The sequence below is a fragment of the Streptomyces sp. NPDC001415 genome (assembly GCF_053597395.1).
The window spans coordinates 1-26,300 of sequence record NZ_JBSFIE010000007.1 but is presented as its reverse complement, the minus strand read 5'-3'; the positions used below and the strand labels follow the sequence as shown (position 1 = coordinate 26,300).

At 71.9% G+C, this 26,300-nt stretch carries 19 protein-coding genes, 3 tRNA genes and 1 pseudogene; 19 read left to right on the top strand and 4 right to left on the bottom strand.

What is annotated here, in order from left to right; genetic code table 11:
* Positions 1-240 precede the first annotated feature (240 nt).
* Positions 241-1,758: a S1C family serine protease gene (locus tag ACWC2B_RS11350; protein ID WP_450716242.1), complete on the top strand. Its 1,518-nt coding sequence runs from the start codon at positions 241-243 to the stop codon at positions 1,756-1,758.
* Between the two features lie 50 nt (positions 1,759-1,808).
* Positions 1,809-1,895 (top strand) — tRNA-Ser (locus ACWC2B_RS11345).
* 537 nt (positions 1,896-2,432) lie between these two features.
* Here the strand turns inward: ACWC2B_RS11345 and ACWC2B_RS11340 are convergent.
* Positions 2,433-3,296 carry a bifunctional DNA primase/polymerase gene (locus ACWC2B_RS11340; protein WP_450716241.1) on the bottom strand — a complete coding sequence of 288 codons (864 nt, stop codon included), beginning with the start codon at positions 3,294-3,296 and terminating at the stop codon, positions 2,433-2,435.
* A gap of 521 nt (positions 3,297-3,817) precedes the next feature.
* Between ACWC2B_RS11340 and ACWC2B_RS11335 the strand changes: the two genes are divergently transcribed.
* The 9 genes and pseudogenes from ACWC2B_RS11335 to ACWC2B_RS11295 all read left to right on the top strand — a co-directional run bounded on the left by ACWC2B_RS11335 (position 3,818) and on the right by ACWC2B_RS11295 (position 13,347).
* The gene (locus tag ACWC2B_RS11335; RefSeq protein ID WP_450716240.1) at positions 3,818-4,129 is read left to right on the top strand and encodes a hypothetical protein; all 312 of its coding nucleotides are present in this window, start codon (positions 3,818-3,820) and stop codon (positions 4,127-4,129) included.
* Positions 4,130-4,444: 315 nt separating this feature from the next.
* Positions 4,445-5,608, top strand: a complete 1,164-nt coding sequence (locus ACWC2B_RS11330) for an acyl-CoA dehydrogenase family protein (RefSeq protein ID WP_450716239.1) — start codon at positions 4,445-4,447, stop codon at positions 5,606-5,608.
* Between the two features lie 5 nt (positions 5,609-5,613).
* On the top strand, positions 5,614-6,594 hold the full coding sequence (locus ACWC2B_RS11325; RefSeq protein ID WP_450716238.1) for a bifunctional MaoC family dehydratase N-terminal/OB-fold nucleic acid binding domain-containing protein: 981 nt from the start codon (positions 5,614-5,616) through the stop codon (positions 6,592-6,594).
* Positions 6,594-7,742 carry an acyl-CoA dehydrogenase family protein gene (locus ACWC2B_RS11320; RefSeq protein WP_450716237.1) on the top strand — a complete coding sequence of 383 codons (1,149 nt, stop codon included), beginning with the start codon at positions 6,594-6,596 and terminating at the stop codon, positions 7,740-7,742. Before ACWC2B_RS11325 ends, ACWC2B_RS11320 begins: the two co-directional genes overlap by 1 nt.
* Positions 7,739-8,131 (top strand): annotated as a pseudogene (locus ACWC2B_RS11315) (MaoC family dehydratase); the annotation flags it as partial. The gene ACWC2B_RS11320 and the pseudogene ACWC2B_RS11315, both read left to right, overlap by 4 nt.
* Positions 8,132-8,361: 230 nt before the next feature.
* On the top strand, positions 8,362-9,528 hold the full coding sequence (locus ACWC2B_RS11310; RefSeq protein ID WP_450716236.1) for a lipid-transfer protein: 1,167 nt from the start codon (positions 8,362-8,364) through the stop codon (positions 9,526-9,528).
* Positions 9,529-9,880: 352 nt separating this feature from the next.
* Positions 9,881-10,714: a DUF1906 domain-containing protein gene (locus tag ACWC2B_RS11305; RefSeq protein WP_450716235.1), complete on the top strand. Its 834-nt coding sequence runs from the start codon at positions 9,881-9,883 to the stop codon at positions 10,712-10,714.
* A 255-nt stretch (positions 10,715-10,969) separates the two neighbouring features.
* Positions 10,970-11,515 (top strand): SigE family RNA polymerase sigma factor, encoded by a 546-nt coding sequence (locus ACWC2B_RS11300; protein WP_450716234.1) that lies wholly within the window; start codon positions 10,970-10,972, stop codon positions 11,513-11,515.
* Between the two features lie 176 nt (positions 11,516-11,691).
* Complete coding sequence (locus tag ACWC2B_RS11295; RefSeq protein ID WP_450716233.1) at positions 11,692-13,347, top strand: long-chain fatty acid--CoA ligase; 1,656 nt, start codon at positions 11,692-11,694, stop codon at positions 13,345-13,347.
* A 192-nt stretch (positions 13,348-13,539) separates the two neighbouring features.
* On the opposite strand, the gene ACWC2B_RS11290 is transcribed toward ACWC2B_RS11295, so the two are convergent.
* Together ACWC2B_RS11290 and ACWC2B_RS11285 are read right to left on the bottom strand one after the other, a co-directional pair.
* Positions 13,540-17,841 (bottom strand): PAS domain-containing protein, encoded by a 4,302-nt coding sequence (locus ACWC2B_RS11290; protein WP_450716232.1) that lies wholly within the window; start codon positions 17,839-17,841, stop codon positions 13,540-13,542.
* A 151-nt stretch (positions 17,842-17,992) separates the two neighbouring features.
* Positions 17,993-18,430 (bottom strand): SSI family serine proteinase inhibitor, encoded by a 438-nt coding sequence (locus ACWC2B_RS11285; RefSeq protein WP_450716231.1) that lies wholly within the window; start codon positions 18,428-18,430, stop codon positions 17,993-17,995.
* A gap of 276 nt (positions 18,431-18,706) precedes the next feature.
* Between ACWC2B_RS11285 and ACWC2B_RS11280 the strand changes: the two genes are divergently transcribed.
* The 3 genes from ACWC2B_RS11280 to ACWC2B_RS11270 all read left to right on the top strand — a co-directional run bounded on the left by ACWC2B_RS11280 (position 18,707) and on the right by ACWC2B_RS11270 (position 20,156).
* Positions 18,707-18,800 (top strand) — tRNA-Ser (locus tag ACWC2B_RS11280).
* A 249-nt stretch (positions 18,801-19,049) separates the two neighbouring features.
* A tRNA-Arg gene (locus ACWC2B_RS11275) sits at positions 19,050-19,122 on the top strand.
* A gap of 134 nt (positions 19,123-19,256) precedes the next feature.
* Positions 19,257-20,156 (top strand): DUF2797 domain-containing protein, encoded by a 900-nt coding sequence (locus ACWC2B_RS11270; protein ID WP_450716230.1) that lies wholly within the window; start codon positions 19,257-19,259, stop codon positions 20,154-20,156.
* Positions 20,157-20,234: 78 nt separating this feature from the next.
* On the opposite strand, the gene ACWC2B_RS11265 is transcribed toward ACWC2B_RS11270, so the two are convergent.
* The gene (locus tag ACWC2B_RS11265; RefSeq protein ID WP_450716229.1) at positions 20,235-21,290 is read right to left on the bottom strand and encodes a saccharopine dehydrogenase family protein; all 1,056 of its coding nucleotides are present in this window, start codon (positions 21,288-21,290) and stop codon (positions 20,235-20,237) included.
* A 140-nt stretch (positions 21,291-21,430) separates the two neighbouring features.
* Between ACWC2B_RS11265 and ACWC2B_RS11260 the strand changes: the two genes are divergently transcribed.
* The 5 genes from ACWC2B_RS11260 to ACWC2B_RS11240 all read left to right on the top strand — a co-directional run bounded on the left by ACWC2B_RS11260 (position 21,431) and on the right by ACWC2B_RS11240 (position 26,255).
* Positions 21,431-22,366: a helix-turn-helix domain-containing protein gene (locus ACWC2B_RS11260; protein ID WP_450716228.1), complete on the top strand. Its 936-nt coding sequence runs from the start codon at positions 21,431-21,433 to the stop codon at positions 22,364-22,366.
* A gap of 120 nt (positions 22,367-22,486) precedes the next feature.
* Positions 22,487-22,882 (top strand): antibiotic biosynthesis monooxygenase family protein, encoded by a 396-nt coding sequence (locus tag ACWC2B_RS11255; protein WP_450716227.1) that lies wholly within the window; start codon positions 22,487-22,489, stop codon positions 22,880-22,882.
* A complete protein-coding gene (locus tag ACWC2B_RS11250; RefSeq protein WP_450716226.1) occupies positions 22,830-23,759 on the top strand; it encodes an amidohydrolase family protein in 930 nt (309 codons plus the stop codon). Before ACWC2B_RS11255 ends, ACWC2B_RS11250 begins: the two co-directional genes overlap by 53 nt.
* A 90-nt stretch (positions 23,760-23,849) precedes the next feature.
* Positions 23,850-24,590 carry a response regulator transcription factor gene (locus ACWC2B_RS11245; RefSeq protein ID WP_450716225.1) on the top strand — a complete coding sequence of 247 codons (741 nt, stop codon included), beginning with the start codon at positions 23,850-23,852 and terminating at the stop codon, positions 24,588-24,590.
* Positions 24,591-24,596: 6 nt separating this feature from the next.
* Positions 24,597-26,255: a HAMP domain-containing sensor histidine kinase gene (locus tag ACWC2B_RS11240; RefSeq protein ID WP_450716224.1), complete on the top strand. Its 1,659-nt coding sequence runs from the start codon at positions 24,597-24,599 to the stop codon at positions 26,253-26,255.
* Positions 26,256-26,300: the final 45 nt, after the last annotated feature.

Here is a 26,300-nt window from a genome sequence, read left to right as displayed (position 1 = left end):
CAGGTTGGCGCACGAATACACAGCTCCTGCTTACAGTGGCCTGACGTGCGGTGGGAAAAGCTGAGCGGAGCCGTCTGCACAGTGCGGGATCCGTTGTCAGACCCCTGGCGCACCATGGTTGTCGCCGAGGCTCCACGCCGCGGCGTCCGGCACCACCACCGAGCACCACCCGCACCACCGACGTCAGCCAGCCCGCCGAATCCGTCCCCAAGACCGAGTGGAAACCGAGGAGAGCAAGCTGTGAGCACCGAGAACGAGGGCACCGCGGTCCCGGCCGTCCCGCCTGCCCCGTCGTCTGCACCTGCTGCACCTCCCACGCCCGCCGCCCCCGCTCCGTCGGATGCCGCACCCGGCGAGGCGGAGAGCCCGTTGGTCCACGAGGCCGTACCGCAGTCGTCCGGAGCGGCCCCGCACCCCGGCCCGGACCCGGTCACCGAGCCGATGCCCGCGACGCCGGTGGCTCCCGCGCAGCCGGCGTACGCGGCGCACGAGGCGGCGCCCCCGCAGAGCGGTGGAGCCGGCTGGCCGCCGCCCCCGCCCACGCTGCCCTCCTACGGAGGCGGCGGCGCGGGCAACGGAGGCGAGCCCTGGGGCGCCCCACAGCCCCCGGCCCCGCGCAGGCGCGGCGGCGGGCTGATCGCCGCCGTGGTCGCGGCCGCCCTGGTGGCCGGCGGCATCGGCGGAGCCATCGGCTACTTCGCCGCGGACCGGGACAACGGCTCGGGCTCCACCACCGTCGCGTCCTCGGACACCCCCAAGGACTTCAAGCGCGACCCGGGCACGGTCGCGGGTGTCGCCGCCAAGTCGCTGCCCAGCGTGGTGACGATAGACGCCCAGGGCAGTGACGGTGAGGGCGGCACGGGCACGGGCTTCATCTACGACAAGGAAGGCCACATCCTCACGAACAACCACGTGGTGGCCTCCGCGGCGAGCGGCGGCGGCAAGCTGACCGCGACCTTCTCCAACGGCAAGAAGTACGAGGCCGAAGTGGTGGGCCGCGCGCAGGGCTACGACGTGGCCGTCGTGAAGCTGAAGAACGCACCGTCGGACCTGAAGCCGCTGTCCCTGGGCGACTCGGACAAGGTGGCGGTCGGCGACTCGACCATCGCGATCGGCGCCCCCTTCGGCCTCTCCAACACCGTCACCACCGGCATCATCAGCGCCAAGAACCGGCCGGTGGCCTCCAGCGACGGCCAGAAATCCAAGTCCTCGTACATGAGCGCCCTGCAGACCGACGCCTCCATCAACCCGGGCAACTCGGGCGGCCCGCTGATCAATTCGGCCGGCGCGGTCATCGGCATCAACTCGGCGATCCAGTCGGCCGGCACCGGCGGCCTGGGCCAGTCCCAGGCCGGCTCGATCGGCCTCGGCTTCGCCATCCCGATCAACCAGGCGAAGAACGTCGCGGAGCAGCTCATCAAGACCGGCCAGCCGGTGTACCCGGTGATCGGCGCCTCGGTCGGCATTCAGCAGGGCAGCGGCCCCGGGACAGGCAGCACCGACGGCGCCCAGATCTCCCAGCAGGGCAACGCGAGCCAGCAGCCGATCACCCCGGGCGGCCCGGCGGACAAGGCCGGTCTCAAGCCCGGCGACGTCATCACCAAGTTCGGCGACATGCCCATCGACAGCGGCCCGACGCTGATCAGCGAGATCTGGACGCACAAGCCGGGCGACCAGGTCCCCCTCACGTTCAAGCGGGGCGGCAAGGAGACCACGGTCACGATCACCCTCGGCGAACGCAAGGGCGACAGCAACTGACCCGTTGCCGGTAGGCTGTAGCCGCTTCCGCCGCTGTTCGGCGGGGCGTGGGTGGGTTGCCCGAGCGGCCTAAGGGAACGGTCTTGAAAACCGTCGTGGCAGCGATGTCACCGTGGGTTCAAATCCCACACCCACCGCATGCGCCGGCCCGAGGGCCGGCTGACGAGGGGCGTTCCGGAATCCGGGGCGCCCCTTCTTCATGCCCATCCCGTAAAGCCGCCCACAGTCGACGTCTTCGCACGTCAGCGGTGTGGGAGGTCCCTGCGCATCCCAGGGATGCCATACCAGCGTGTGGCTCGCGGGGTGAGCAACCAGTTGGCCGCCCCGGGTTTGGAACGTACGCAACCGCCAAGAGGCCGCCTGCCGTGGTCCCCGCGTAGCGGCACCGCGATTTTGTCCAAGCCCCAATGCCGGGGCGGATGCCAGAGTTCCCGGTACGGGGACGGGCTTCCCGTCCGGGCGAGCTGGTGGGGTCGTGCTCCCAGCTGATCAGGACGCGTCCGAAGCCGGCCGACGCATGGGAGGCGCCTCGGGGGAAGCCTTCGATGCGCCCGGCCGGGCCACGCGCCGCAGACTCGACCCGCCGGGCCACGCCCCGAACAGGGCCGCGCGCCCCGTCGGCCCCGGCCCCGTCACCAGGCCGTACGCACTCGTCGGGCCCGGCCCCAGCCTCGTCACCGAGCCGCACTCATCCGCGCCGCGGAGGCGATCGTCGCGAGGGCCTCGCGTTCGGTGAGACCCGTACGGATCGCGGCCGACGTGAGCGCCCCCGTGAGCTCCTCTCCGATGCCGTTCTCGTACGCGCGGCACGCCGCCCAGAACAGCCGGGTGTTGCGCTGGCCTTCGTGGGCGGCCAGCACGAACTGGACAAGACCCTGCCCCTGGTGATCTCCGTGCTGATGGGGATGGTGGGGGCGCGCGGGGGGTGTGAGCAGGTCGAGGAGTGCGCCGGGGCAGGGAGCCGGGCCGAGGTGGGCGGTGCCGGGCGCGAGGCGGTAGACGCCCCGGGTGCTCAGGGAGCCGGGCCCGACCATATAGCCCCCGGCGCCCCGGATGTCGATGCCGGGGGCGAGTCGGCTCGCGGAGTTCGGCACGACCGCGCCGGGCGGGCCGGTCAGCCAGATGTGGCGGCCCCCGCTCGGGGTGATCACGACCACGGTCTCGGGGATCGTGAACAGGTGCCGCAGCGCCAGGTGTTGGAGCGCCGCCGTCGCGTCGGCCGCCGGAGGTTTGGTGTCGAGATCGATCCCTATGAGGTGGTGCGGCGGCCGGCCGCAGGCGATGCCGTAACCAGTGGCCCAGGGTGCGGCCGCGAACAGCGCGCGCACCGCGGCCGGGTCGGTGGTGGCGTCGTGCACCCCATGCCCCGCGAGCCCGCACTCGCCCCGGCAGAGCACCGGCCGTGGGTCCTCCCGGTGCGGCGAAGGCAGCGCGGGGAGCTTGGTCCGGGACAGCGGGATGACGGGCAGGCCGCGCTCGGCGGCGGACAGGGCGTGGGCGAGGGCCAGGGTGGCGGCCTGCCGGTCGATGGTGGCCATGGCTCCATGTTCGTACGAATGTTCGAGAAAGGGAATCCCTTTCAGGGGTGAGTGGCGCGACTCGGATGCGCCCGGCACGGCTCCCGGGGTGGGCGGCACGACTTCCGGGGCGGGGGCGCCGACCCCGGAATGACCGGCGCGACTGCGGGCGCGGCCCGCACGACGACCCGGTGTCGTATCGGCGTCCCTCGGGCGGGCTTTCGGTGACGGCCAAAGGTTGGCCGAATCCATGCCGAAACGGTTCTCCCCTTGGGAGGGCGTGGCTCCGGCGCCGCAAACCATTCCCGGTCGGCGCCTTGGGGGCGCATTGGGGGTTTATCGACATGTCCTCACGCTTGCGGGCGAAAGGTGGCGCGATGACTGGTTCGCCGGGGATTCGGTGGGCAACTCTGATCTCGCGACGTCGTCACAGCGTCCGGGGCGGTCGGCCAACTGCCTTGGACCAGGCCGTACTTACGACCAGTACGTACGACCTGGAACGAGCCGAACTACCCGTACTTCTGGTTCCTGGAGGAATTGACATGGCAAGCATCCGTACCGCCCGCGTCCTCGCCGCCGTTGCCGCGCTGCCTCTCGCCGCCGCCCTCTTCTCGGGTGTGGCCACCGCCGACAACGGCTCCATCGCGGGCCACGGATCGAACGCGGCGGTGGCGAACGTCGTCGGCAGCGGGGTCGGCCACGACAACCATGGAAACTCGTCCACCACGCAGCAGCAGGCCGTCGGAGCCGGCGCCACCAACCAGAGCAATACAGCCCAGGTGAACGGCTCCGCATTCACGTCGATCAACCAGGGCAACGGGAACGTCGCCGTGAACTTCTCCCGCCTGTGGTGAGCCGCCACCCCTGCCGCGGGGTCCGGTCCAGGGGGTGATCGGCGGCCCGGGTGACAGTGCTTCGGCACTGCCACCCGGGCCGCTCGCGCGTGTGGGGCGCGATGCGACCGTGGCCCGGGGCATTGACAGCAAGGCCAAATCTGACGGACAGTCAGAATCGAAAGCCGATCCGTCCCCCTGATCCTGAACCGTGATCCTGAACTCTGATCCGTAACCCTGATCCAGGGACCTGTCCGCACGCCTCGGAGCGGTCCGCGGGCCGGATCTGTCCGTACGCCTTCGTACGCGTCCCGTACGCACGGAAAGGCCGCCGTCGTGCACCTCGCCCCGACCGAGCGCCAGCAGCGGCTGCGCGCCGAACTCCGCACGTACTTCGCGCGATTGATGCCCGACGGGCCTCCGCTCGGGGCGGGCCCGGACGAACAGCGGGCACTGCTGCGCCGGATCGGCGCGGACGGGCTGCTCGGGCTCGGCTGGCCCGTCGAGTGCGGCGGCCAGGGGCGCGGCCCCGACGAGCAGTTCGTCTTCTTCGACGAGGCCTACCGGGCGGGCGCGCCCGTCTCGATGGTCACCCTGAACACGGTGGGCCCGACGCTGATGAAGTACGGGACCGCCGAGCAGAAGGCGTACTTCCTGCCCAGGATCCTCAGTGGTGACCTCGTGTTCGCCATCGGCTACAGCGAGCCCGAGGCCGGCACCGACCTCGCCTCGCTGCGCACCAAGGCCGAACGGGACGAGGAATCCTGGGTGGTCGACGGGCAGAAGATCTTCACCTCCAACGCGCAGAACGCCGACTGGATCTGGCTCGCCTGCCGCACCGACCCCGACGCTCCCAAGCACAAAGGGATTTCGATCATCCTGGTGCCGACCGACGCGCCCGGATTCTCGTGGACCCCGATCGAGACGGTCGGCGGCCTGACCACCACGGCGACGTATTACGACGGCATCCGGGTGCCCCTGGGAAATCTGGTCGGTGAGGAGAACGCGGGCTGGGGGCTGATCACCAACCAGCTCAACCACGAGCGGGTCGCGCTCGCCGCGATCGGCATGCAGGCAGAGGACTTCTACGACGCGGCGCTCGCATATGCGTGTACGCCCGATCCGGTGAGTTTGGAACGCCCCGTTGACCACGAATGGGTGAAGGCGAAGGTGGCCGCCGTGCATGCCCGGCTGGCGGTGAATCGCCTGCTCAGCTGGCGTTTGGTGGGCGATGTGGGGGCCGGGAATCTCGCGCCCGGAGACGCCAGCGGCGTGAAGTTCACGGGAACGGAGTCCGCCGTCGAAACGTATCGAATGTGTCGGGAAATCGTGGGGGACGCGGGCCTGATCAGGGGTGGTTCGCCCGGCGCCTTCGGGGACGGGGAGCTGGAGCGGATGAACAGGGCGGCACAGATCAACACGTTCGGGGGCGGGGTGAGCGAGGTGCAGCGGGAGATCGTCGCGACGATGCGGCTCGGGATGAAGCGGGGGAGGAGGTGAGCGGGGTGAATGGGGTGAAGGAGGCGGATTTCCTTGGCCGGTTGAAGAAGTTCGAGGGGCAGCCGGCGGCGACCGCGGGGGTCGGCAAGGACCTCGTCAACGAGCCCATGATCAGGCATTGGTGCGAGGCGATGGGCGACGCCCATCCCGCGTACACGGGGCCGGACGCCATAGCGCCGCCGACGATGCTTCAGGCGTGGACGATGGGCGGCCTCTCCGGACACGGCGACGGTACGGGCCGCACCTCGGGCTACGACGAGCTGTTCGAGCTGCTCGACGGCGCCGGGTTCACCTCGGTGGTGGCGACGGACTGCGAGCAGGAGTACGTCCGTGACCTGCGGCCGGGCGACCGCATCACGTACGACGCGGTGATCGAGACGGTGTCGGAGCGCAAGACCACCAAGCTGGGGACCGGGCACTTCGTCACGACGCGGATGGACGTCCGGGCGGACGGCGAGGTAGCGGGCACGCACCGCTTCCGGATCCTCAAGTACGAGCCTGCGCAACGCAGTTCGCATCTTCCTGAGGAAGGGCTCGCTCAGGCCGAGGGGAAGGCGGCGGAAGCGTCGGGTGAGGCGCCTGGGAGAGCTCTGAGACCCAGGCCCGTCATCAACCGGGACAACGCCGGGTTCTGGGCGGGCGTCGCCGAGCACCGGCTGCTCATCCAGCGCTGCGAGGACTGTGCCGAGCTGCGTTTCCCCTGGCTGCCGGGGTGCAACGCCTGCGGTTCGGGGCGGTGGGACACGGTCGAGGCGAGCGGCAGCGGGACCGTCTTCTCGTACGTCGTGATGCACCACCCGCCCTTCCCCGCCTTCGACCCGCCCTACGCGGTGGGCCTGGTCGAGCTCGCGGAGGGGGTCCGGATCATCAGCAATGTGGTCGGAGTGCCACCGGACCAGGTACGGATCGGAATGCCGGTACGGCTCGAATTCCTGAGGGCGGACGACGAGTTGGAGCTCCCTGTGTTCCGGGCGGAGGTGGCCTGATGGACTTCACGCCCACGGAGGAACAGTCGGCGGTCCGCGAGCTCGCCGGGCGGATCTTCGGCGACCTCTCGACGCACGAGCGGCTCGCCGCGGCCGGTACGGGGAGTGACGCCGAGCTGTGGAAGGCGCTGTGCGGAGCCGGCCTCGTGGCGGCCGTCGAGGAGGTGGGTCTCCTCGGGCTGGTCCTGGCCCTTGAGGAGCAGGGCAGGACGACGGCCCAGGTCCCGTTCGCGGCGAGCTGCGTCTACGGAGTGCTCGCGCTCAGCGCACACGGCACGGCCGGGCAACGCGACCGGCTGCTTCCCGCACTGCGCGAGGGCGGCACTGTGGTGGCCGGGGCGTTCCCCGCGTCCGGAAGCCGCGTACGGGCAACGGCGGAGAGCGAGTTGACCGGGGTCGTGCCGCTCGTGCCGTGGCTGCGGGACGCGACCCACGTGCTGGTCCCCGACGAGGAACGCCGCCTGTGGCTGGTGCGGGTCGCCGATGCGGGGGCCGAGCCGGTGGAGACGACCGCACCTTGGTCGGCCGGGCGGCTCACCCTCGATGACACCCCGGCCGATCGGGTGGGCGGGGCAGAGGCGTACGAGGACGTGCTGGCCACCGCCCGGACGGCGTTCGCCGGACTCCAGGCCGGGGTGTGCGCGGGCTCGCTGGCCAGGGCGGTCCAGCACACCACGACCCGGGAGCAGTTCGGTCGGCCCCTCTCCACCAACCAGGGCGTGCTGTTGCGGGCGGCCGACGCGTACATGGACACCGAGGCGATACGGGTCACCTCCTACGAGGCGGCCTGGCGGCGGGACGAGGGCCTGCCGTACGGGACGCACGCGCTGACGGCGGCCTGGTGGGCATCCGAGGCGGGCACCCGCGTCGTGCACGCGGGCCAGCACCTGCACGGCGGGCTCGGCGCCGACCTGGAGCATCCCGTCCACCGGCACTTCCTTTGGGGGCGACAGCTCGATGCGTATCTGGGGTGCGGGGGTGAACTCCTCGCAGAATTGGGTGAGTTGATCGTGGCGGAGAAGCTGGCGGAGAAGGCGTCGGCGTCGGAGGAGGCGGCGGTACGGCCTTCGGTGGAGAGGGCCGGCAGGGGAGAGACGGAACGGCCTTCGGTGGAGAGGGCCGGCAGGGGAGAGGGGGTGGGGGCGTGAGGGCAGGAGACGAGCTGGCGCCGCTGGAGATCCCGATCACCCGGACGCTGATCGTGGCTGGGGCGGTGGCCTCCCGCGACTTCCAGGACGTCCACCACGACGCGGTCATCGCCCGGGAGAAGGGGTCCCCGGACATCTTCATGAACATCCTGACAACCAATGGCCTGGTCGGCCGGTACGTCACCGACCACTTCGGGCCGACGGCCCGGCTGCGGTCCGTGAAGATACGGCTCGGCGCGCCCAACTACCCCGGGGACACCATGACGTTGACCGGCACGGTGACGGCTGTGGAGGGGGAGATCGCGGAGGTGCGGGTGATCGGGGCGAATGGGCTGGGCCATCACGTCACGGGCACCGTGCGGGTGGCTGTCCCTGAAGCCGCCGGGTCCGCCGGGTCTGCTGGGCACGCCGGGCGCGCTCGGCATGCAGGGGTTGCCGGGCGCGCTGGGCTTGCAGGGGCTGCCCGGGCTGCTGGGACCCATGGGGTGCCTGGGGTCACCGGTGCCGCCGATGGCACGGGGCGCTCCGGGCTCCCCCGGACCCCCGAGACCGCCAGGCCCTCCGGAGCTACCAGGACCTCCGGGGCTACCAGGACTTGCGGTCCCACCGGGGCGGAGTCATGAGCGTGCGCAGGGTCGACTCGCTCGGTGGGCGGGCGGCCGTCGTGGGGATCGGGGCGACCGAGTTCTCCAAGGACTCCGGGCGCAGCGAGCTGAAGCTGGCGGTCGAGGCGGTGCACGCGGCGCTCGACGACGCGGGGCTCGCGCCCTCGGACGTCGACGGGCTGGTCACGTTCACCATGGACACCAGCCCCGAGATCACCGTCGCGCAGGCGACCGGCATGGGCGAGCTGTCGTTCTTCTCGCGCATCCACTACGGGGGCGGCGCGGCCTGCGCCACCGTGCAGCAAGCGGCGCTCGCGGTGGCGACCGGCGTGGCCGAAGTGGTCGTCTGCTACCGGGCGTTCAACGAGCGCTCGGGCCGGCGCTTCGGCTCCGGAGTGCAGCACCGGGAGCCGTCGGCGGAGGGGGCGGCGCTGGGCTGGTCGCTGCCGTTCGGGCTGCTCACCCCCGCGTCCTGGGTCGCCATGGCCGCTCAGCGCTATCTGCACACCTACAACCTGACGCCCGAGGCGTTCGGCCACGTCGCCGTCACCGGCCGCCGCCATGCCGCGAACAACCCGGCGGCCTACTTCCACGGCAAGCCGATCACCCTGGCCGACCATGCGGCATCGCGGTGGATCGTCGAGCCGCTGCGGCTCCTGGACTGCTGTCAGGAGACCGACGGGGGCCAGGCCATCGTCGTCACCACCACCGAGCGGGCCAGAGACCTGCGGCAGCGGCCCGCCGTGATCACCGCGGCGGCGCAGGGAGCCGGCCGCCGGCAGGAGGCGATGACCAGCTTCTACCGGGACGAACTGGCCGGGTTGCCGGAGATGGGGGTGGTGGCGCGACAGCTGTGGCGGACGTCCGGACTCACGCCCGCCGAGATGGATGTGGCGATCCTGTACGACCATTTCACGCCATTTGTGCTGATGCAGCTGGAGGAGTTCGGTTTCTGCACACCGGGTGAGGCGGCCGACTTCGTGGCGGCGGACGCGGTGCCGCTCAACACGCACGGAGGGCAGCTGGGGGAGGCGTACCTGCACGGGATGAACGGCATCGCGGAGGCGGTCCGCCAACTCCGGGGCACTTCGGTGAACCAGATACCCGACGCGGCCCACGTCCTGGTCACGGCCGGCACGGGTGTCCCCACGTCGGGGCTCGTGCTGGGGAGGGAGGGCTGAGGGAGCGGCAGGGACGAATGCGTGACTGGGGCTGTCCGGCTGGGGGCTGTCGGCGCCGAGCACCTGGGAAAGGGCGCGCGACCGGGGGCTGTCAGGGTCGGACGGGCGCGGCTGAGGGCCCGTCAAGGTCGCGCGGGGGAACCGACTGAGGAGCAGTCAGATGGCTTGTGCCGCCGGTCAAGTTGGTCCGTGAAGGGCGGCCGGCGCCAGGGCTGGAACTGGCCTGGAACTGGCCCGGAACTGAGGTGGATCTGGGCTGGAACTGGGGCGGACGGATGATCTTGTGCTCGTACGGCGGAAGGCGGTGGGCCGAGCGGTGGCCGGTTCGGGCGGGCGGCCGTTCACTCGGGCCATGCGCCGTCTCAAACTGACCTTCGCCTGTTCCGCCACCATCCTGGCCGCCCTCGCCACCCTGCTCGTCCCCTCCGCGGTCGCGGACGCGGGGCAGGAGGAGCGGGCGGCTGCGGTGGCCGTCACGCCCTTCAAGGGCGCCGCGTTCGACATCTGCAACACGCCCTCGCTGGCCGCGATGCGGGCTTGGCGAAGTTCGCCGTACCGCGCCGTCGGCATCTACTACGCGGGCCGCGGCAGGCACTGCCCGGTGCAGCGGAACCTGAACAAGAGCTGGGTGACCCAGGTGCACCGGATGGGCTGGAGGGTGCTGCCCGTCTTCGTGGGTTCGCAGTCCCCATGTGTGTACGCCCAGAACAAGAAGGGAGTGCGGATCGGCAAGCAGCCCGCGAAGCAGGGCAGGTCCGAGGGAGGCCAGGCCGTCCAGGCGGCGCGGGCGCTCGGCATCGTGGCCGGCAGCGCGCTCTACCTCGACCTGGAGGCGTACAACATTGGCAACGCGTCGTGCGCCCGGACCACGCTCGACTTCGTGCGGGCCTGGAACCGGGAGGTACGCGGGCGCGGCTACCTGCCGGGGTTCTACAGCAGCGCGGGTTCCGGCGTACGGCACATGGAACAGGCCAGGCTGGCGGGGGTGAAGGACCTGCCGGCGGCGATCTGGTTCGCCCGCTGGCACACCGGCCCCGCGCTGTACCAGGAGGCGTCGCTGCGCAAGAACGCCTGGCAGCACATGCGGATCCACCAGTACGCGGGCGACGCCGCCGAGTCGCACGGCGGATACCGGCTGCTCGTAGACCGAAACCAGGTCGACGGGCCGGTCGCGCGCATCGGCTGAGCGGGGGTTCGGGGGGCTCTGTCTCGGTTGAGCCGGCGCGGGGGAAGCCCCCCGTCTCGGCAGAACCGGAGGGTGGCCGGGCGCTCGCACGCGGGTCGGTGCGGGCTCGTATCGGAGGGGGTGAACCCTGAGGGCCGGGGATGCGTCCTCCACCTTCAGGAGGTGTGGCCACCCCTACCCCTACAACCTGAGGCGGACACCGCTTCGGGACCTGGGGCCGATCCCCGGGGGCCTCGGCGCTCATAGCGTGGAGTCATGACAACGCCCGTCTGCACCAGCGCCTCCCGAGCGGCGACGCCCTACCACGCGTACTCGTCGTTCTCGTCGTACGTCCGCGCCAGGGGCCCCGTGCTGCTGCGCACCGCGCGCTCGCTGACCGCGAACCCGAGCGATGCGGAGGACCTGCTGCAGACGGCGCTCACCAAGACGTACGTCGCCTGGGACCGGATAGAGGACCACCGGGCGCTCGACGGCTATGTGCGCCGCGCGCTGCTCAACACCCGCACCTCGCAGTGGCGCAAGCGCAAGGTCGACGAGTTCTGCTGCGACGAGCTGCCCGAGCCGGAGACCGTGCCCGGGCCCGACCCGGCCGATCAGCAGGTGCTGCACGACGCGATGTGGCGGGCGGTCATGAAGCTCCCCGACCGCCAGCGGGCCATGGTCGTCCTCAGGTATTACGAGGACCTGAGCGAGGCGCAGACCGCCGAGGTGCTCGGCGTCTCGGTCGGCACGGTCAAGAGCGCGGTGTCGCGCGCGCTCGGCAAGCTCCGCGAGGACCCGGAGCTGGAGCCCATAAGGTGACGCGGCGTGACGGCCACGGCGGCGGAAAGAGCGCCCGGCCAGGGTTTCTGCAGGTAACTTCGCGGAACCGCGGCTGAAACTACTCCCGGGTAGTGACATACCGCGCGGTACGTGAGCAGAATTCGGCACACCCCTATCGCCTCAGAGCGCACCGTAGCGCTCACCGGGAGGACGCCGTGCTGAGCACCATGCAGGACGTACCGCTGCTGATCTCGCGGATCCTGACCCACGGGTCGACGATCCACGGCAAGTCCCAGGTCACGACCTGGACCGGCGAGGCCGAACCACACCGCCGCAGCTTCGCGGAGATCGGTGCCCGGGCCGCTCAGCTGGCCCACGCCCTGCGCGAGCTCGGCGTCGAGGACGGCCAGGCGGCCGGCACTCTCATGTGGAACAACGCGGAGCACGTCGAGGCGTATATGGCGATCCCGTCCATGGGCGCCGTGCTGCACACCCTCAATCTGCGGCTGCCCGCCGAGCAGTTGATCTGGATCGTCAACCACGCCGCCGACCGTGTGGTGATCGTCAACGGTTCGCTGCTGCCGCTGCTCGCCCCGCTGCTCCCGCACCTGCCGACGCTTGAGCACGTCGTCGTGTCCGGTCCCGGCGACCGTTCGCTCCTCGACGACATCGACGGCGCCGGCCCGCAGGTGCACGAGTACGAGGAGCTGCTCGCCGGGCGGCCGACGACGTACGACTGGCCGCAGCTGGACGAGCGCAGCGCCGCAGCCATGTGCTACACCTCCGGCACGACCGGCGACCCCAAGGGCGTGGTCTACTCCCACCGTTCGATCTACCTGCACTCCATGCAGGTCAACATGGCCGAGTCGATGGGGCTCACCGACTCGGACACGACGCTGGTCGTGGTGCCGCAGTTCCATGTGAACGCCTGGGGGCTGCCGCACGCCACGTTCATGGCCGGCGTGAGCATGCTCATGCCCGACCGCTTTCTGCAGCCCGCGCCGCTCGCCGACATGATCGAGAACGAGAAGCCGACGCACGCGGCCGCCGTCCCCACCATCTGGCAGGGCCTGCTCGCCGAGGTCACCGCCCGTCCGCGCGACCTCACCTCGATGCGGAACGTCACGATCGGCGGCGCGGCCTGTCCGCCCTCGCTGATGGAGGCGTACGACAAGATCGGCGTGCGGCTCTGCCACGCCTGGGGCATGACGGAGACCTCGCCGCTCGGCACGATGTCCAACCCGCCGGCCGGGCTCAGTACCGAGGAGCAGTGGCCGTACCGCATCACCCAGGGCCGCTTCCCCGCCGGCGTCGAGGCGCGGCTCGCCGGTCCCGGCGGCGAATTCCTGCCCTGGGACGGGGAGTCGGCGGGCGAGCTGGAGGTACGCGGCCCCTGGATCGCGGGCGCGTACTTCGGCGGCGTGGGCGGCGAGGACTTCCGCCCGGACGACAAGTTCAGCCCGGACGGCTGGCTGCGGACCGGGGACGTCGGCGTCATCAGCCCGGACGGCTATCTGACCCTGACCGACCGCGCCAAGGACGTCATCAAGTCCGGCGGCGAATGGATCTCCAGCCAGGAGCTGGAAAACGCGCTGATGGCACATCCCGAGGTCGCCGAGGCGGCGGTCGTCGCCGTCCCGGACGACAAATGGGGCGAACGCCCGCTCGCCACAGTCGTGTTGAAGCCCGGCGCCACCGCGGACTACGCCGCCCTCAAGGCCTTCCTCGCCGGAAAGATCGCCAAGTGGCAGCTCCCCGAGCGCTGGGCGCTGATCGAGGCGGTGCCGAAGACGAGCGTGGGCAAGTTCGACAAGAAGGTGATTCGGAGGCAGTACGCGGATGGGGAGCTGGATGTGACGGAGCTGCGCTGACCGCTCCGCGGGGCGTTCCCCTGGGGTGCGGGTAATCCGACTGCGGGCCGATGGGGGTCCCCGGCTCGAACGAAGTTGAGAGCTTGGGGGAGGCTGGTCGCGCAGTTCCCGCGCCCCTGGGGCGTTTCGGCCGCGCCCGGTCCGCTTGGTCCGGGCGGTCCGTAGGCGAACGGAACTACCCTGCTGGACCGCTCAGTTGGTTCCGATCTTCGCCAGGAGGTCCACGATGCGCCCCTGCACCTCGCCGCTGGTGGAGCGTTCCGCCAGGAACAGGACCGTCTCGCCGGACGAGAGCTTCGGGAGCTCCGCCTGGTTGATGCCGGCCGAGGTGTAGACGACCAGCGGGGTGTGGTTCAACTGCCCGTTGGCGCGCAGCCAGTCGACGATTCCGGCCCTTCGGCGGCGTACCTGCATGAGGTCCATCACGACCAGGTTCGGCCGCGTCTGGGCGGCCAGGGTGACCGCCTCCGAGTCGGTGGCGGCGCGGGCGACCTGCATGCCGCGCCGCTCAAGTGTCGCGGTGAGCGCGAGCGCGATCTCCTCGTGCTCCTCGATCAGCAGGACGCGGGACGGATGCTGCTCGCTGTCGCGCGGCGCGAGCGCCTTGAGCAGGACGGCCGGGTCGGCGCCGTACGCCGCCTCCCGCGTCGCCTGCCCGAGCCCCGCCGTGACCAGTACGGGAACCTCGGCCGCGACCGCCGCCTGACGTAGCGACTGGAGCGCGGTACGGGTGATGGGGCCGGTCAGCGGGTCGACGAACAGCGCGGCGGGGAACGCGGCGATCTGCGCGTCGACCTCCTCGCGGGAGTGCACGACCACCGGGCGGTAGCCGCGCTCGCTCAGCGCCTGCTGGGTGGAGACGTCGGGCGCGGGCCACACGAGAAGTCGGCGCGGGTTGTCGAGCGGCTCGGGCGGCAGCTCGTCGTCGACGGGCTGGGGCTGCGGCCGGTTGGCCACCTCGACCGCACCGCCGGGCCCGTCCAGCGGCTCGGGGCCCTCGGCACCCTCGTCGGGCGCGCCGATGGCGTACGCACGGCCCCGGCCTTCCGAGGGGGGCGAGGGGAGTACGGGGTGCGGCCGGGCGGCAAGTTCGGCGGGCCGCTCGACGCCCTCGGGAGGCGTGCCGAGCTTGCGCCGCCGCCCGGAACCGAGCGAGCCGCCGGAGGTCTGGGCCGATGCCTGGGCCTGCGTCTGGCTGAACGGCGCACCCTGCCCGAGCGCCCGCACACTGAACGCCCGTCCCTGTGTGTCCCCGCCGACGGCCGGGATGCCCCCGGGCGGAGTCTCGGCGGGCAGCGGCTGCCGAGCGGGCTGGGCGGGCGCGGGCGCGGACTTGGCCGTGTCCTGGGGCTGGTTGGCCTGGGCCTGGTTCTGGCCCTGCGGCGGTACGGGACCGGCCGCACCCGGCGCCGGAACCGCGCGGGCGGCCCAATCGGGCTGGTCGGCGGGGTGCGGCTGGGGCGGGGTGTGATCGGCCACGGGGTCGCCGGGCGCGGCGTTGTCGCGGGCCGGGTTGCTGCGGTTCGGCCCGGCGGTGGTGGGGTCGGCCTCCGTGGGTCCGGCGGGGGCGGTGGAGTTGGCGCCAGCGGGATCACCACCTGTGGGGCCGGAGCCTGTGGACTCAGCACCTGTGGCGCCAGCACCCATGTGCCCAGCACCCGTGGAGCCGGCACCCATGTGCCCGGCATCCATGGAGCCGGCACCCATGTGTCCGTGTCCGGCATCCGTGGGGCCGGCGCTCGTGTGGCCAGCACTCATGGGCCCCACACCCATACGCCGCCGGGTGCCCGTGGGCTCAACACCCCTGGGCGCAGCGCCTACAGACCCAGAACCCATAGTCCGACCACCCATGGCCTCGGCACCCACAGCCCCGGAACCCATGTGGCCAGCACCCATGCCCCCAGCACCCGTGGAGCCGGCACCCATGTGCCCGGCACCCATGTGCCCGGCACCCATGTGCCCGGCACCCATATGCCCGGCACCTACATGCCCAGCCTCCCCCGAGCGTGCCGAACCTGTGGACCGTACGGAGTCCTGCCGACCCGCTGCGGCAGCCCCAGCCCCAGCCCCAGCACCCGGGGCCGGGTTCGGGGGCACAGGCGCCGGATGCGGCGCCCGGTCGGCATCGGCGGGCGGCAGCGCGAACGCGGTCCGCACCGAGCCCTCCTGCCCGCCGGCAGCACCGCTCGGAGCACCGCTGGGAGTCCCGGTCGGCGCGGCGCCCAAGGCGCGGCGGGCCCGGCGTCCGGTCGGCTCGGCAGCGTTCTCGGGGGAGCCGGAAGCAGAACCGGAAGCTGAACCGGACCCGGCCGGTCCCTCGGTGGAGGCAGGCGCGGGCAGGGCGCGCCGGGCGCGGCGCCCGGTGGCCTCGGTGGGCACCCCCTGCGGTGGCACGGTCTCGCCCAGCGCGGCCCGGCCCATGCCGGAGGACTCGCGAGCGCTCTCCGCACCGGTGACGACGGACCCCTCGGCGGCCTGCCCCAAAGGCAGTCCGGCGGCCTGCGCGGCGGCTTGCTCGGCAGGACTGGGCCGCCCGCGCCGCCGCCCGGACCCGGACGCGCCTCCAGAACCGGAAGCACCCCCGTTCCCACCCTCAACAGACTCGGGAGTCGCCCCACCCTCATGGCCCTGCTGGCCCTGCTGAGCCGGAATCCGAGCCGGGCCACCGTCCGGCCCAGCATCACTCTCCCCGCCCCCACCCGAACCAGCGCCAGAACCGGAACCAACCCCCGGCCCGACACCGGCACCGGACCCAGTACCGACGCCACCGTCACCCGGCCCCGCCCCCGAACCGTCCTCGGCCCGGGCCCGCCGACGCCCGGTCGGGGACCTCTCCTCGCTGACCGGGCTCTCCAGGAACGCGTCCGTGGACGCCCGCCGGGCCCGCCGACGCCCGCCGCCGTCCTGCTGCGCGGGCAGCAGCGCCTCGTCGGGCTGGGGGGCCGCGGGCGCCTCGACGGTCCCGGCACCCGCGCCGAGCGGCACTTCGAGCACGTACGCCGAACCGCTCATGCCCGGCACGTCCACGGTTTGCAGGACGCCGCCGTGCGCCCGCACGATGCCGCGCACGATGGGCCCGTGCACCGGGTCGCCGCCGGGGTAGGGGCCGCGCACCTCGATGCGTACGACCTTGCCGCGCACCGCGGCCGCGACGACCACGGTGGAGTCCATGTAGCCACCGGCGGCGACCGGCGCCTTGCCCGTCGCGTCGACGCCGGCCACGTCCGCGATCAGGTGGGCCAGCGCGGTCGCCAGGCGGGGCGCGTCGACCTCGGCCTCGATGGGCGGGGTGTGCACGGCGAACTGGGCGCGCCCGGGCCCGATCAGCTCGACGGCGCCTTCGACACCGGCGCCGACGACCGAATCGACAAGGACCTTGGCCTTCTTGAGCTCCTCGCTGCCCGCGTCGAGCCGCTGGTAGCCGAGGACGTTGTCGACGAGCGTGGTGATGCGGGAGTACCCGGCGGCCAGGTGGTGCAGGACCTGGTTGGCCTCGGGCCACAGCTGGCCCGCGTCGTCGGAGGCGAGCGCGGCGAGTTCGGCGCGCAGTTCGTCGAGCGGCCCGCGCAGCGAGCCCGCGAGCACCGAGAGCAGCTGCTGGTGCCGGGCGGCGAGCGCGTCGTAGCGCGCGGTCTCCCGCTCCAGGACCTCGGCGTGCTTGGCGGCCTGCTCCTCGTACGGGCGCCGGTCGGTGAAGGTCATGACGGCGCCGACGAGCAGGTCGCCGTCGCGGACCGGAGCGGTGGTGAGGTCGACGGGCACCTGGGTGCCGTTCTTGGTCCAGATGACCTGCCCGCGCACCCGGTGCTTGCGCCCGGACTTGAGGGTGTCGGCCAGCGGGCTCCCTTCGTAGGGGAACGGCTCGCCGTCCTCGCGCGAGTGCAGCACCAGCGGGTGGAGTTCCTGCCCGCCGAGGTCGCTGGCCCGGTAGCCGAGGATCTGCGCGGCGGCCGGATTGACCAGCACCACCCGTCCGTCGGTGTCGGTGCCGACCACTCCCTCGGCCGCCGCGCGCAGGATCATCTCGGTCTGCCGCTGCGAACGGGCGAGTTCCGCCTCGGTGTCGACGGTGCCGGAGAGGTCGCGCAGGACGAGCATGAGGAGTTCGTCGCCCGAGTACGAGCCGGGCCCGCCGCCGCTTCCGTAGGAGGCGTAGGCGTCCCGCCCGTCCTCCAGGTTGGCGCTGGTCACCTCGACGGGGAACTCGGTGCCGTCGGTGCGGCGCGCGATCATCCGGGTCGGTTTGGTGCGGCCCTGGTCGTCCTCGCTCTCGGGCCGGCGCATGGAGCCGGGGATGAGCTTGGAGTCGAAGGTGGGCAGCAGATCGAGAACTCCCCGCCCCACAAGGCCGGTACCCGGCGCCTCCAGCATCCCCAGCGCGACGGTGTTGGCGTTGACGACCGTGCCGTTGCAGTTGACGAGCAGGAGCCCGTCCGGAAGGGCGTCAAGTATGGCTGCGAGGCGAGCAGCGCCTCGGGATGGCCTGCTGCTCACGACGACGCTTCCTCCCTGAACCACTGCACCTTGCGGCCTGTCACTGGGAGGGAGTCTAAAGGCTGGCGATGCGCGAGCGGCGGCGGATGAGGGGGAGCTCTCACCAAGGTTGTGTGACCAAGGGGTACGCGCGGTGGGCGTACGGGGTCCCCTACCTGGCGCTCGGCAGCATCGGCGCCAGGTTGTCCCACCGCGAGATCTCGCACCCATTGGCACGGTTGTACGTCGCGTCGACGGGCCGCCCGGCCCAGGTGCCGGTGATGTGGGCGGTGGCGGGACCGCCGTACATCATCGTGCACATCTGCCCCTTGGGCACCGGCGCGAAGGGGTCCTTGCCCCACGTCGTCACGGAGTCGAGTTTGTCGCAGGCCTGCTGCCGACGCGGATGACTCCCGCCCGACGGGTGGCACTCAAGCGTGTACGTCCCCTCGGCACCGGGGTTGTGCTCGACGGTGAGGGTGAGGCGGTCCTCGGTGTGGCCGTCGCCGAGCAGGGACAGCGGGACGGGGAGGGGCCCCGCGGAGGCGGCGGGCGCGGCGGCGAGCGCGGTGAGGGAGGCGGCGGCGGTGACGGCGAGGCGGCGCAGCATGGGTCTCGTATCTCCAGACGTTGGGACGGACAGCGGACAGCGGACAGCGGGCATTCGGCGGAGGTCCGGCGGACCTTCGGTCCCCGGGGTCTCCTGAGGCCCCCTGAGGGCTCCTGACGGTTCCCGGGGTCTAACGCGCGTCAACGCCCGGCGTTGCGCCGCGCATACGGCTTTGCTCTGGTGCCCACCTGCCTAGTACCGTGGGGTGCGATTGGTGACGGCCCGCAAGGCTGTGTCATCATCTGCACGCACCACTCGCGCACGCGACGGTGTGCTGGAGGCGTCGCCTAGTCCGGTCTATGGCGCCGCACTGCTAATGCGGTTTGGGTCTTAAAGCCCATCGAGGGTTCAAATCCCTCCGCCTCCGCCAGCAACACCCGAAGCCCCGGCCCCACGGCCGGGGCTTCGGTCGTTCTCCGGGGCTGTTGCCCCGCGGCTGGTCTGGTTCTGGGCCGTTCTTGGCCGCCGCCCGGCCCCACCCAACATCCCCGAGGTTGCTCACGCAGAGGCATTTCCGCAGGTCAGGGGCGGTAGGGCTAATGGATTTCGCGTCCCGGCGCAGGTCATGTAATGTTGTTCTCGCAACGCCGACGGGGCAGAAAAAACCCCGGAAGCACAAGCACTCGTAGCTTAACGGATAGAGCATCTGACTACGGATCAGAAGGTTGCAGGTTCGAATCCTGCCGAGTGCACACAGGTGAGAGGCCCCGGACATCGCGTCCGGGGCCTCTTGCGTTGCCCGTAAAGCCCCGTGCGGCAGCGAAGTACAGCGACCGTTCCTCCCGACGGCGGACCCGTTGTCAGTGGCGGGAGGTAGCTTCGACAGGTGGCTGGGTTGTGGCGGTGTGTGGGGGTTCGGTGGGGCGAGGGGGTGCCTCGGCTTGTCTGGGAGGAGGGGCGGGTCAGCCCGCTTGACTACGGGCGGGACGTGGCGTTTCGGGTGGTGGGGGAGCGCAGCTGTGTGGGAGCTCGGGGGAATCGTTGTCCGGGGGCGGTGGCCGTGCCGGGGCGGAGCACTCAGGCGCGGTGTGCCGAGTGTGCGCGGCTTGATCGGGCGCATTCCGTCGCGGCCGATACGTACCTCGACGATCCGCGGACCTATCGCGTCTACCTCGCCTGGTTCGGGAGCGGGATGGTCAAGGTCGGGATCACCGCCGAGGAGCGGGGTTCGGCCCGGCTGCTCGAACAGGGGGCGGTGGCCTTCGGCTGGCTCGGGCGGGGGCCGTTGATGGCGGCCCGGCGCTGCGAGGAGTTGCTCAGGGCCGCCCTCGGGGTGCCCGACCGGATCCCGTACGCCGAGAAGCGGGCGGTACGGGCCCGGCTTCCCGAGGTGGACGAGCGGGCTGCCGAAGTGGCCGAGCTGCACGCACGGGCCGTCGCACTGGCCGGCTGGCCCGAGTCGCTTGAGCGCGTCCGGTGTCAAGTCGTCGACCACGCCGAGCAGTTCGGGCTGACCGGGCTCGCGCCGGCCTCCGGGGTGGTCACCGAGTTGGTGGACGGCGGGATCGTGGGTGGGCGGCTTGTCGCTGCCGCCGGGCCCGATCTGCATCTGGAGATGGGCGACGGGGGTGGCGTTCTCGTGCTGGATACGCGGCTCATGAGCGGGTGGGATCTTGCCGCCGTCCGCGCGGGCGAGGGCGGAAGCGGGGGAGATGCCGGGGGCGGCGTCAGTGTGCCTGTGCGGGAGGTGCCCAGGGAGAGTGGGGTGCAGGACTTGTTGTTCTGATCCCGGCCCCCTGCGCCGCCACCCCCTGGCCCCCCTGCGTCGCAGGCGGTCGCCCCCAAAGCCCGGCCCTCCTGTGGCTCAGGCGGTCTGCTTCTGCGGGTTCAGGTCGAGTGTGATGTGCGGGGCGAGTGCGCGCAGGAAGTCCGGGGCGTCGAAGATCTCGCCCGCGGAGGCGACGCCGGTGGTCTTGGTGCGGCCGGTCAGGACGCGTTCGAGGGCTTCGGCGACCAGGGGGGCGGTCACGGCGTAGATGTCCCGGCCGGCGGCGGTGGCTCGGCGTTCGGTTCCGCCTGAGCGTACGACGGCGTCGACGAGGAAGGTCTGGTCCGAGCGGCCGCTGGGGTCGGTGGCGGTCGGGGCGGGGGTGTGGGGGGCGGCGATGTCGCGGACCGCGTCGGTGGTCATGTAGGTGGTCACGTCGGGGATGGACAGGTGCTGGGGGACGGTGATGACGTCCGCCATCGTGAACTCCCCGATCACCTGACGGGGCCCCACCGGAGAGGGGAAGGTCCACTCCAGGGTGGGTGCCTGGTCGGTGCGGCGCTCCCACTGGCCGCCGCGGTAGCGCAGGCGGTGGTTGCCGCGCCGCTCGCGGGAGACCGCGCCGGAGAGCCGGGTGCCGGCGGTGGGGTGCCAGCTGCTGAGCGCGTAGGCGATGTGGGCCTCGTCGGCCGCGGCCCAGTCGCCCATCGCGGCGGTGGCCAGCAGATCGCCGAGACCGCCGAAGAAGGCCATGGCCGGCACGATCACCGCACCCGCTTCCCGGGCCCGCTCGCGGTAGTGGGCGAAGGTGTCGAGATTGGCCTCCAGTTCGGCGGCCACGTCCAGGTACGGGATCCCCGCGCGCAGCGCGGCCTCGATGACCGGGCCGGTGGTCGAGGCGAACGGCCCGGCGCAGTTGATGACCGCCACCGTCCCCGCCAGGGCCCCGTCCAGCGACGCCGGGTCCTCGACCGACGCCACCCGCGCCTCCAGCCCGTGCTCGCCGGCCAGCTCCCCCACCGCCCGCGCATCGCGCCCCGACGGCACCGGCACGAACCCCCGCGCGGCCAGCTCCGCCACCACGAACCGCCCCGTGTGCCCGTACGCCCCGAACACCGCCACCAGCCGACCCGCCCCCACGCCCGACTCCATGCCTGACCCCATAAGACTGCTCCCCGTCCACGTGAACGCCCGCTGCGATGTGATCCGCTGCGGCCTGACACCCTCATCCTGGCCTCGCGGCGGCACCCCGCACGAGCGTCGGAAACGACGTGGCACGTACAGTTTCGGACATGCCCACTGTCGCCCTTGCCGTCACCGACGGCATGCTCCACTACGAACTGTCCGTGGCCGTCGAGATCTTCGGGTCCGACCTGACCCACCTCGTGGATCCCTGGTACGACTTCTCCCTCTGCGGGAACGGCCCGGTGCGCGTGGACCGCTTCAGCCTCGAACCCGACCACGGACTCGACCACCTCGCGCAGGCGGACACGGTGATCGTCCCCGGCTGGGCCGACACGGACCGCGAACCGCCCCGCGAACTGGTCGACGCGGTACGGGCCGCGCACGCCGCCGGTGCCCGCGTGGCCTCACTGTGCACGGGTGCCTTCATCCTCGGCGCGGCAGGGCTGCTCGACGGCCGGCGCGCCACCACACACTGGGCCCACACGCGGGAACTGGCCCGGCGCCACCCGGCGGCCACCGTCGATCCGGACGTCCTCTACGTCGACAACGGCGACGTCCTCACCTCCGCGGGCAAGGCCGCCGCCATGGACCTGTGCCTGCACCTGGTCCGCCTCGACCACGGCTCGGCCGACGCCAACAAGATCGCCCGGCGGCTGGTCGTCCCGCCTCACCGCGACGGCGGCCAGGCCCAGTTCATCTCCACCCCGCTCCCCGCCCCCGGCAACCACCCCCTGGGCGAACTCTTCCCCTGGGCATTGGAGCGACTTGACCAGCCGCTCAGCGTGGAGGACCTGGCTCGCCAGGCCCGCATGAGCTCACGCCACCTCGGCCGGCACTTCAAACATCTCACCGGCACCACGCCGCTGCAGTGGCTCCACACCCAGCGCATCCGCCACGCCCAGGAGCTGCTTGAGACCACCAACGCCACCGTGGACACCATCGCCGCGGCCACCGGTATGGGCACCGCCACCACCCTGCGCCGCCACTTCCACCGCAGCGTCGGGGTCCCACCCGACACCTATCGCCGCACCTTCCGCCCGTAAGGGGCGGCCCCAACAGAGCCGCGCTCCGCCGCAGGCCCTTGGCAAAGTCCTGGATCCCCTTTGGATCCCTTCCGGTAAGGGATCTGGACAGCGTCCCGCGTGGCGGCCGAGGGTGGGGGCATGAGCGATCAAGGGCATGTGCACGGGCTGGTTTCCGGAATCCAACCGCCTTACTACGCCGTCGTGTTCACCTCCCTCAGGAGGCAGGACGGCGACACATCCGACGACGGATACGGCAACGGATCCGACGACGGATACGCCGAGACCGCCGTCGAGATGCAGAAGCTCGTGGCCGGGATACCCGGGTACCTCGGGTACGAGAGCGCGCGCAATCCCGGCGGGCTCGGCATCACCGTCGGGTACTTCCGGGACGAAGAGGCCATCGCCGCCTGGCGGGGGCGGCTTGAGCACCAGCGGGCGCAGCGGCGCGGGCGGGCCGAGTGGTACGAGGGCTACAGCGTCCATGTCGCCAAGGTCGAGCGGAGTTACGGATTTGAGCGGGAGCGGGAGCGGTAGCGGGGCCGGTGTCAGGGCGTTCTGGGGGCGGCTCGGGCTGCCGGGGCTCGTCGACGTACACACCCATTTCATGCCCGAGCGCGTGCTCAACAAGGTGTGGGAGTACTTCGACTCGGCCGGGGAGCTCGTCGGCGGGGTCGAGTGGCCCATCACGTATCGGGAGGAGGAGGCCGAGCGGGTGCGGTTGCTCCGGGAGGAGTTCGGGGTGCTCGCCTTCACCTCGATGATCTATCCGCACAAGGCTCACATGGCCGAGTGGCTCAACGGGTGGGCCTCGGAGTTCGCGAAGCGGACCCCCGGGTGTCTGCACACCTCCACCTTTTTCGCCGAGCCCGGGGCCGCCGCATACGTGCGCGGCGCCCTCGACGAGGGTGCTCGTGTCTTCAAGTCCCATGTGCAGGTGGGTGGTTACGATCCCGGCGATCCGCTGCTCGACGCCGTCTGGGGGCTGCTCGCCGAGGCCGGGGCACCCGTGGTCATCCACTGCGGGTCCGGGCCCGCGGCCGGGAAGTTCACCGGGCCGGGCCCCGTCGGACGGGTGCTCGCGCGGCACCCCCGGCTGCGGCTGGTCGTCGCGCACATGGGGATGCCGGAGTACGCCGACTTCCTCGACCTCGCCGACACGTACGGCTCGGTCATGCTCGACACGACCATGGCCTTCACCGACTTCGCCGAGCGCGGCGCGCCCTTCCCCGTGCGGGAGCGGGGGCGGCTGCTCGATCTGGGCGAGCGGATTCTGTTCGGGTCCGACTTCCCCAACATCCCGTACCCCTATCTCCATCAACTGGAGGCGCTGGAGCGGCTCGGGCTCGGGGACGAGTGGCTTCGCGCGGTCTGCCACGGGAACGGGGCGCGTCTCTTCGGGCTGCCCGGCTGAGCACCCTGAGCTCGGGGCCCCGCCGAATTCTCAGGGAAATCACAGGGTCGGGCAAGAATGTTCTCACCGCCCGCTCACAGGGTGAGGCCCATGACCGTTACCTCCTCGCCCCAGGGGCGGACCGAAATGCTCAGGACGGACGGCAGTCCCGTCCGAGTGCTCGTCGTGGACGACGAGGCGCCGCTCAGCGAGCTGCTCTCCATGGCGCTGCGCTACGAAGGCTGGGAAGTGCGCAGCGCCGGCGACGGGGCCGGGGCGGTGCGCGACGCCCGGGACTTCCGGCCGGACGCCGTGGTCCTCGACATCATGCTGCCCGACATGGACGGGCTCGCCGTCCTCGGGCGGCTGCGGCGCGAACTCCCCGACGTGCCGGTCCTCTTCCTCACCGCCAAGGACTCCGTGGAGGACCGGATCGCCGGGCTCACGGCGGGAGGCGACGACTACGTCACCAAGCCGTTCAGCCTGGAGGAGGTCGTGGCCCGGCTGCGCGGGCTCATCCGCCGCTCGGGCACGGCCGCCGTACGGAGCGAATCCGTGCTGGCCGTCGGCGACCTCACGCTCGACGAGGACAGCCACGACGTGACCCGGGGCGGGGTCAACATCCACCTCACCGCGACCGAGTTCGAGCTGCTCCGCTTCCTCATGCGCAACCCGCGCCGGGTGCTCAGCAAGGCGCAGATCCTCGACCGCGTCTGGTCGTACGACTTCGGCGGCCAGGCCAACGTCGTCGAGCTGTACATCTCCTACCTGCGGCGGAAGATCGACGCCGGGCGCTCCCCGATGATCCACACCCGGCGCGGCGCGGGATATCTGATCAAGCCCGGGGAGTAGCGGCGCGTGGGCGGGTTCCGGCGGCCCTGGTCGCTCCGTACGCGCCTTGTCGTGTCGGCGGTGGCGCTGCTCGCGGTGGTCGGCGCCGTCATCGGCACGGTCACCGTCCTCGCCATGGGTGCCAACCTCCAGCGCCAGCTGGACGACCAGCTGCGGGCCGGGCTGCCCCCGCGGGGGCTCGGGCACGGCGCCCCGGCCCCGGGCGTGGTGCCCGACCGGGGCCGTCTCGACTTCATCGTGTCCAAGCCGGGCCAGCCGGTGCCCACGGTCGGCGCGGGCGTGCTGCCCGACGGGTCGCTCACGGGACTGCGGAGCACCGCTCCCGAGCACGAGGGCGAGAGCCACAGCCGGCCGATGTCCGACGAGCAGGCCCGGGCGCTGGCCGCCGTCCCCAAGGACGGCGAGGTGCACTCCGTCACGATCCCCGGCCTCGGCGACTACCGGGCCATGTGGGATCCCGACCGTGCCTTCGTCCTCGGCTTCCCCACCGAAAGGGTCGACGCCACCGTCAACACCCTTGTCATCGTGGTCATTTGCGTGACCGCCGCCGGGCTCGTCGCCGCCGGGATCGCGGGTGCGGCCATCGTCGGCGTTGCCCTGCGGCCGCTGCGGCGGGTCGCCGCCACCGCCACCCGGGTGTCCGAACTCCCCCTGCACAGCGGGGAGGTGGCGCTGCACGAACGCGTGCCGGCGGCCGAGGCGGACGCCCGGACCGAGGTGGGTCAGATGGGCGCCGCGCTCAACCGGATGCTCGACCACGTCCACGAGGCGCTCAGCGCGCGGCAGGAGAGCGAGACGCGGGTACGGCAGTTCGTCGCCGACGCCAGCCACGAGCTCCGCACCCCGCTCGCCTCCATCCGCGGTTACGCCGAGCTGACCCGGCGCGGCCGCGAGGACGTCGGGCCCGACACCCGGCACTCCCTTGGCCGCATCGAGTCGGAGGCGGCCCGCATGACCGGGCTCGTCGAGGACCTGCTGCTGCTCGCCCGCCTCGATGCCGGACGCCCGCTCTCGTATGAGAGCACTGATCTCTTCTCTGCGAGCACTGATCTCTCCGCCCTGGTGGTGGACGTGGTCGGGGACGCGCACGCCGCAGGCCAGGGCCACACGTGGCGGCTCGAACTGCCCGGGGAGCCCGTCGCCGTACGCGGGGATCGGGAGCGGTTGCAGCAGGTGCTGGTCAATCTGCTCGCCAACGCCCGTACGCACACGCCGCCCGGCACCACCGTCACCGCCCGGGTCGAGGTGCGCGGGCCCTGGGTCGTCGTCGAGATCGAGGACACCGGGCCTGGCATCCCGCCCGAGCTGCTTCCGCACGTCTTCGAGCGGTTCGCCCGCGGCGACGCGTCCCGCTCCCGCCAGGCCGGCTCCACCGGTCTCGGCCTCGCCATCGTGCAGGCCGTCGTCGCCGCGCACGGGGGGCGGGTCACGGTGCGAAGTGAGCCTGGGCGGACGGTATTCGGAGTGCTCCTGCCGGGCGTGCCCGGTGCCGATGCCGAGGGGCGTCTCTCGTCGGACCGCCTCTCGCAGGCCGGGCTCCCCGGCGCCGGCCGACCCGCTGCCGCCCACCCCTCGAAGGCCGAGGCCCCGGCCCGCTTCTCAGAGCCTGTGTCTGAACCCCGCCCGGGCCCGTGGCGCCTGGCACGCACTCCCCCAAGGCCTTAAGGGCCAGGGGGGACCCCCATGCCGCGTTGCCGAAACGCCCTAGTA

Bases quoted from the DNA above. Each gene is read 5' to 3' on its own strand.
- ACWC2B_RS11255 (WP_450716227.1), top strand. From the start codon at position 22,487: ATGAGCGATCAAGGGCATGTGCACGGGCTGGTTTCCGGAATCCAACCG.
- ACWC2B_RS11300 (WP_450716234.1), top strand. From the start codon at position 10,970: ATGACAACGCCCGTCTGCACCAGCGCCTCCCGAGCGGCGACGCCCTAC.
- ACWC2B_RS11320 (WP_450716237.1), top strand. From the start codon at position 6,594: ATGGACTTCACGCCCACGGAGGAACAGTCGGCGGTCCGCGAGCTCGCC.
- ACWC2B_RS11265 (WP_450716229.1), bottom strand. From the start codon at position 21,290: ATGGAGTCGGGCGTGGGGGCGGGTCGGCTGGTGGCGGTGTTCGGGGCG.
- ACWC2B_RS11285 (WP_450716231.1), bottom strand. From the start codon at position 18,430: ATGCTGCGCCGCCTCGCCGTCACCGCCGCCGCCTCCCTCACCGCGCTC.
- ACWC2B_RS11245 (WP_450716225.1), top strand. From the start codon at position 23,850: ATGACCGTTACCTCCTCGCCCCAGGGGCGGACCGAAATGCTCAGGACG.
- ACWC2B_RS11335 (WP_450716240.1), top strand. From the start codon at position 3,818: ATGGCAAGCATCCGTACCGCCCGCGTCCTCGCCGCCGTTGCCGCGCTG.
- ACWC2B_RS11310 (WP_450716236.1), top strand. From the start codon at position 8,362: ATGAGCGTGCGCAGGGTCGACTCGCTCGGTGGGCGGGCGGCCGTCGTG.
- ACWC2B_RS11250 (WP_450716226.1), top strand. From the start codon at position 22,830: ATGTCGCCAAGGTCGAGCGGAGTTACGGATTTGAGCGGGAGCGGGAGC.
- ACWC2B_RS11305 (WP_450716235.1), top strand. From the start codon at position 9,881: ATGCGCCGTCTCAAACTGACCTTCGCCTGTTCCGCCACCATCCTGGCC.
- ACWC2B_RS11340 (WP_450716241.1), bottom strand. From the start codon at position 3,296: ATGGCCACCATCGACCGGCAGGCCGCCACCCTGGCCCTCGCCCACGCC.
- ACWC2B_RS11260 (WP_450716228.1), top strand. From the start codon at position 21,431: ATGCCCACTGTCGCCCTTGCCGTCACCGACGGCATGCTCCACTACGAA.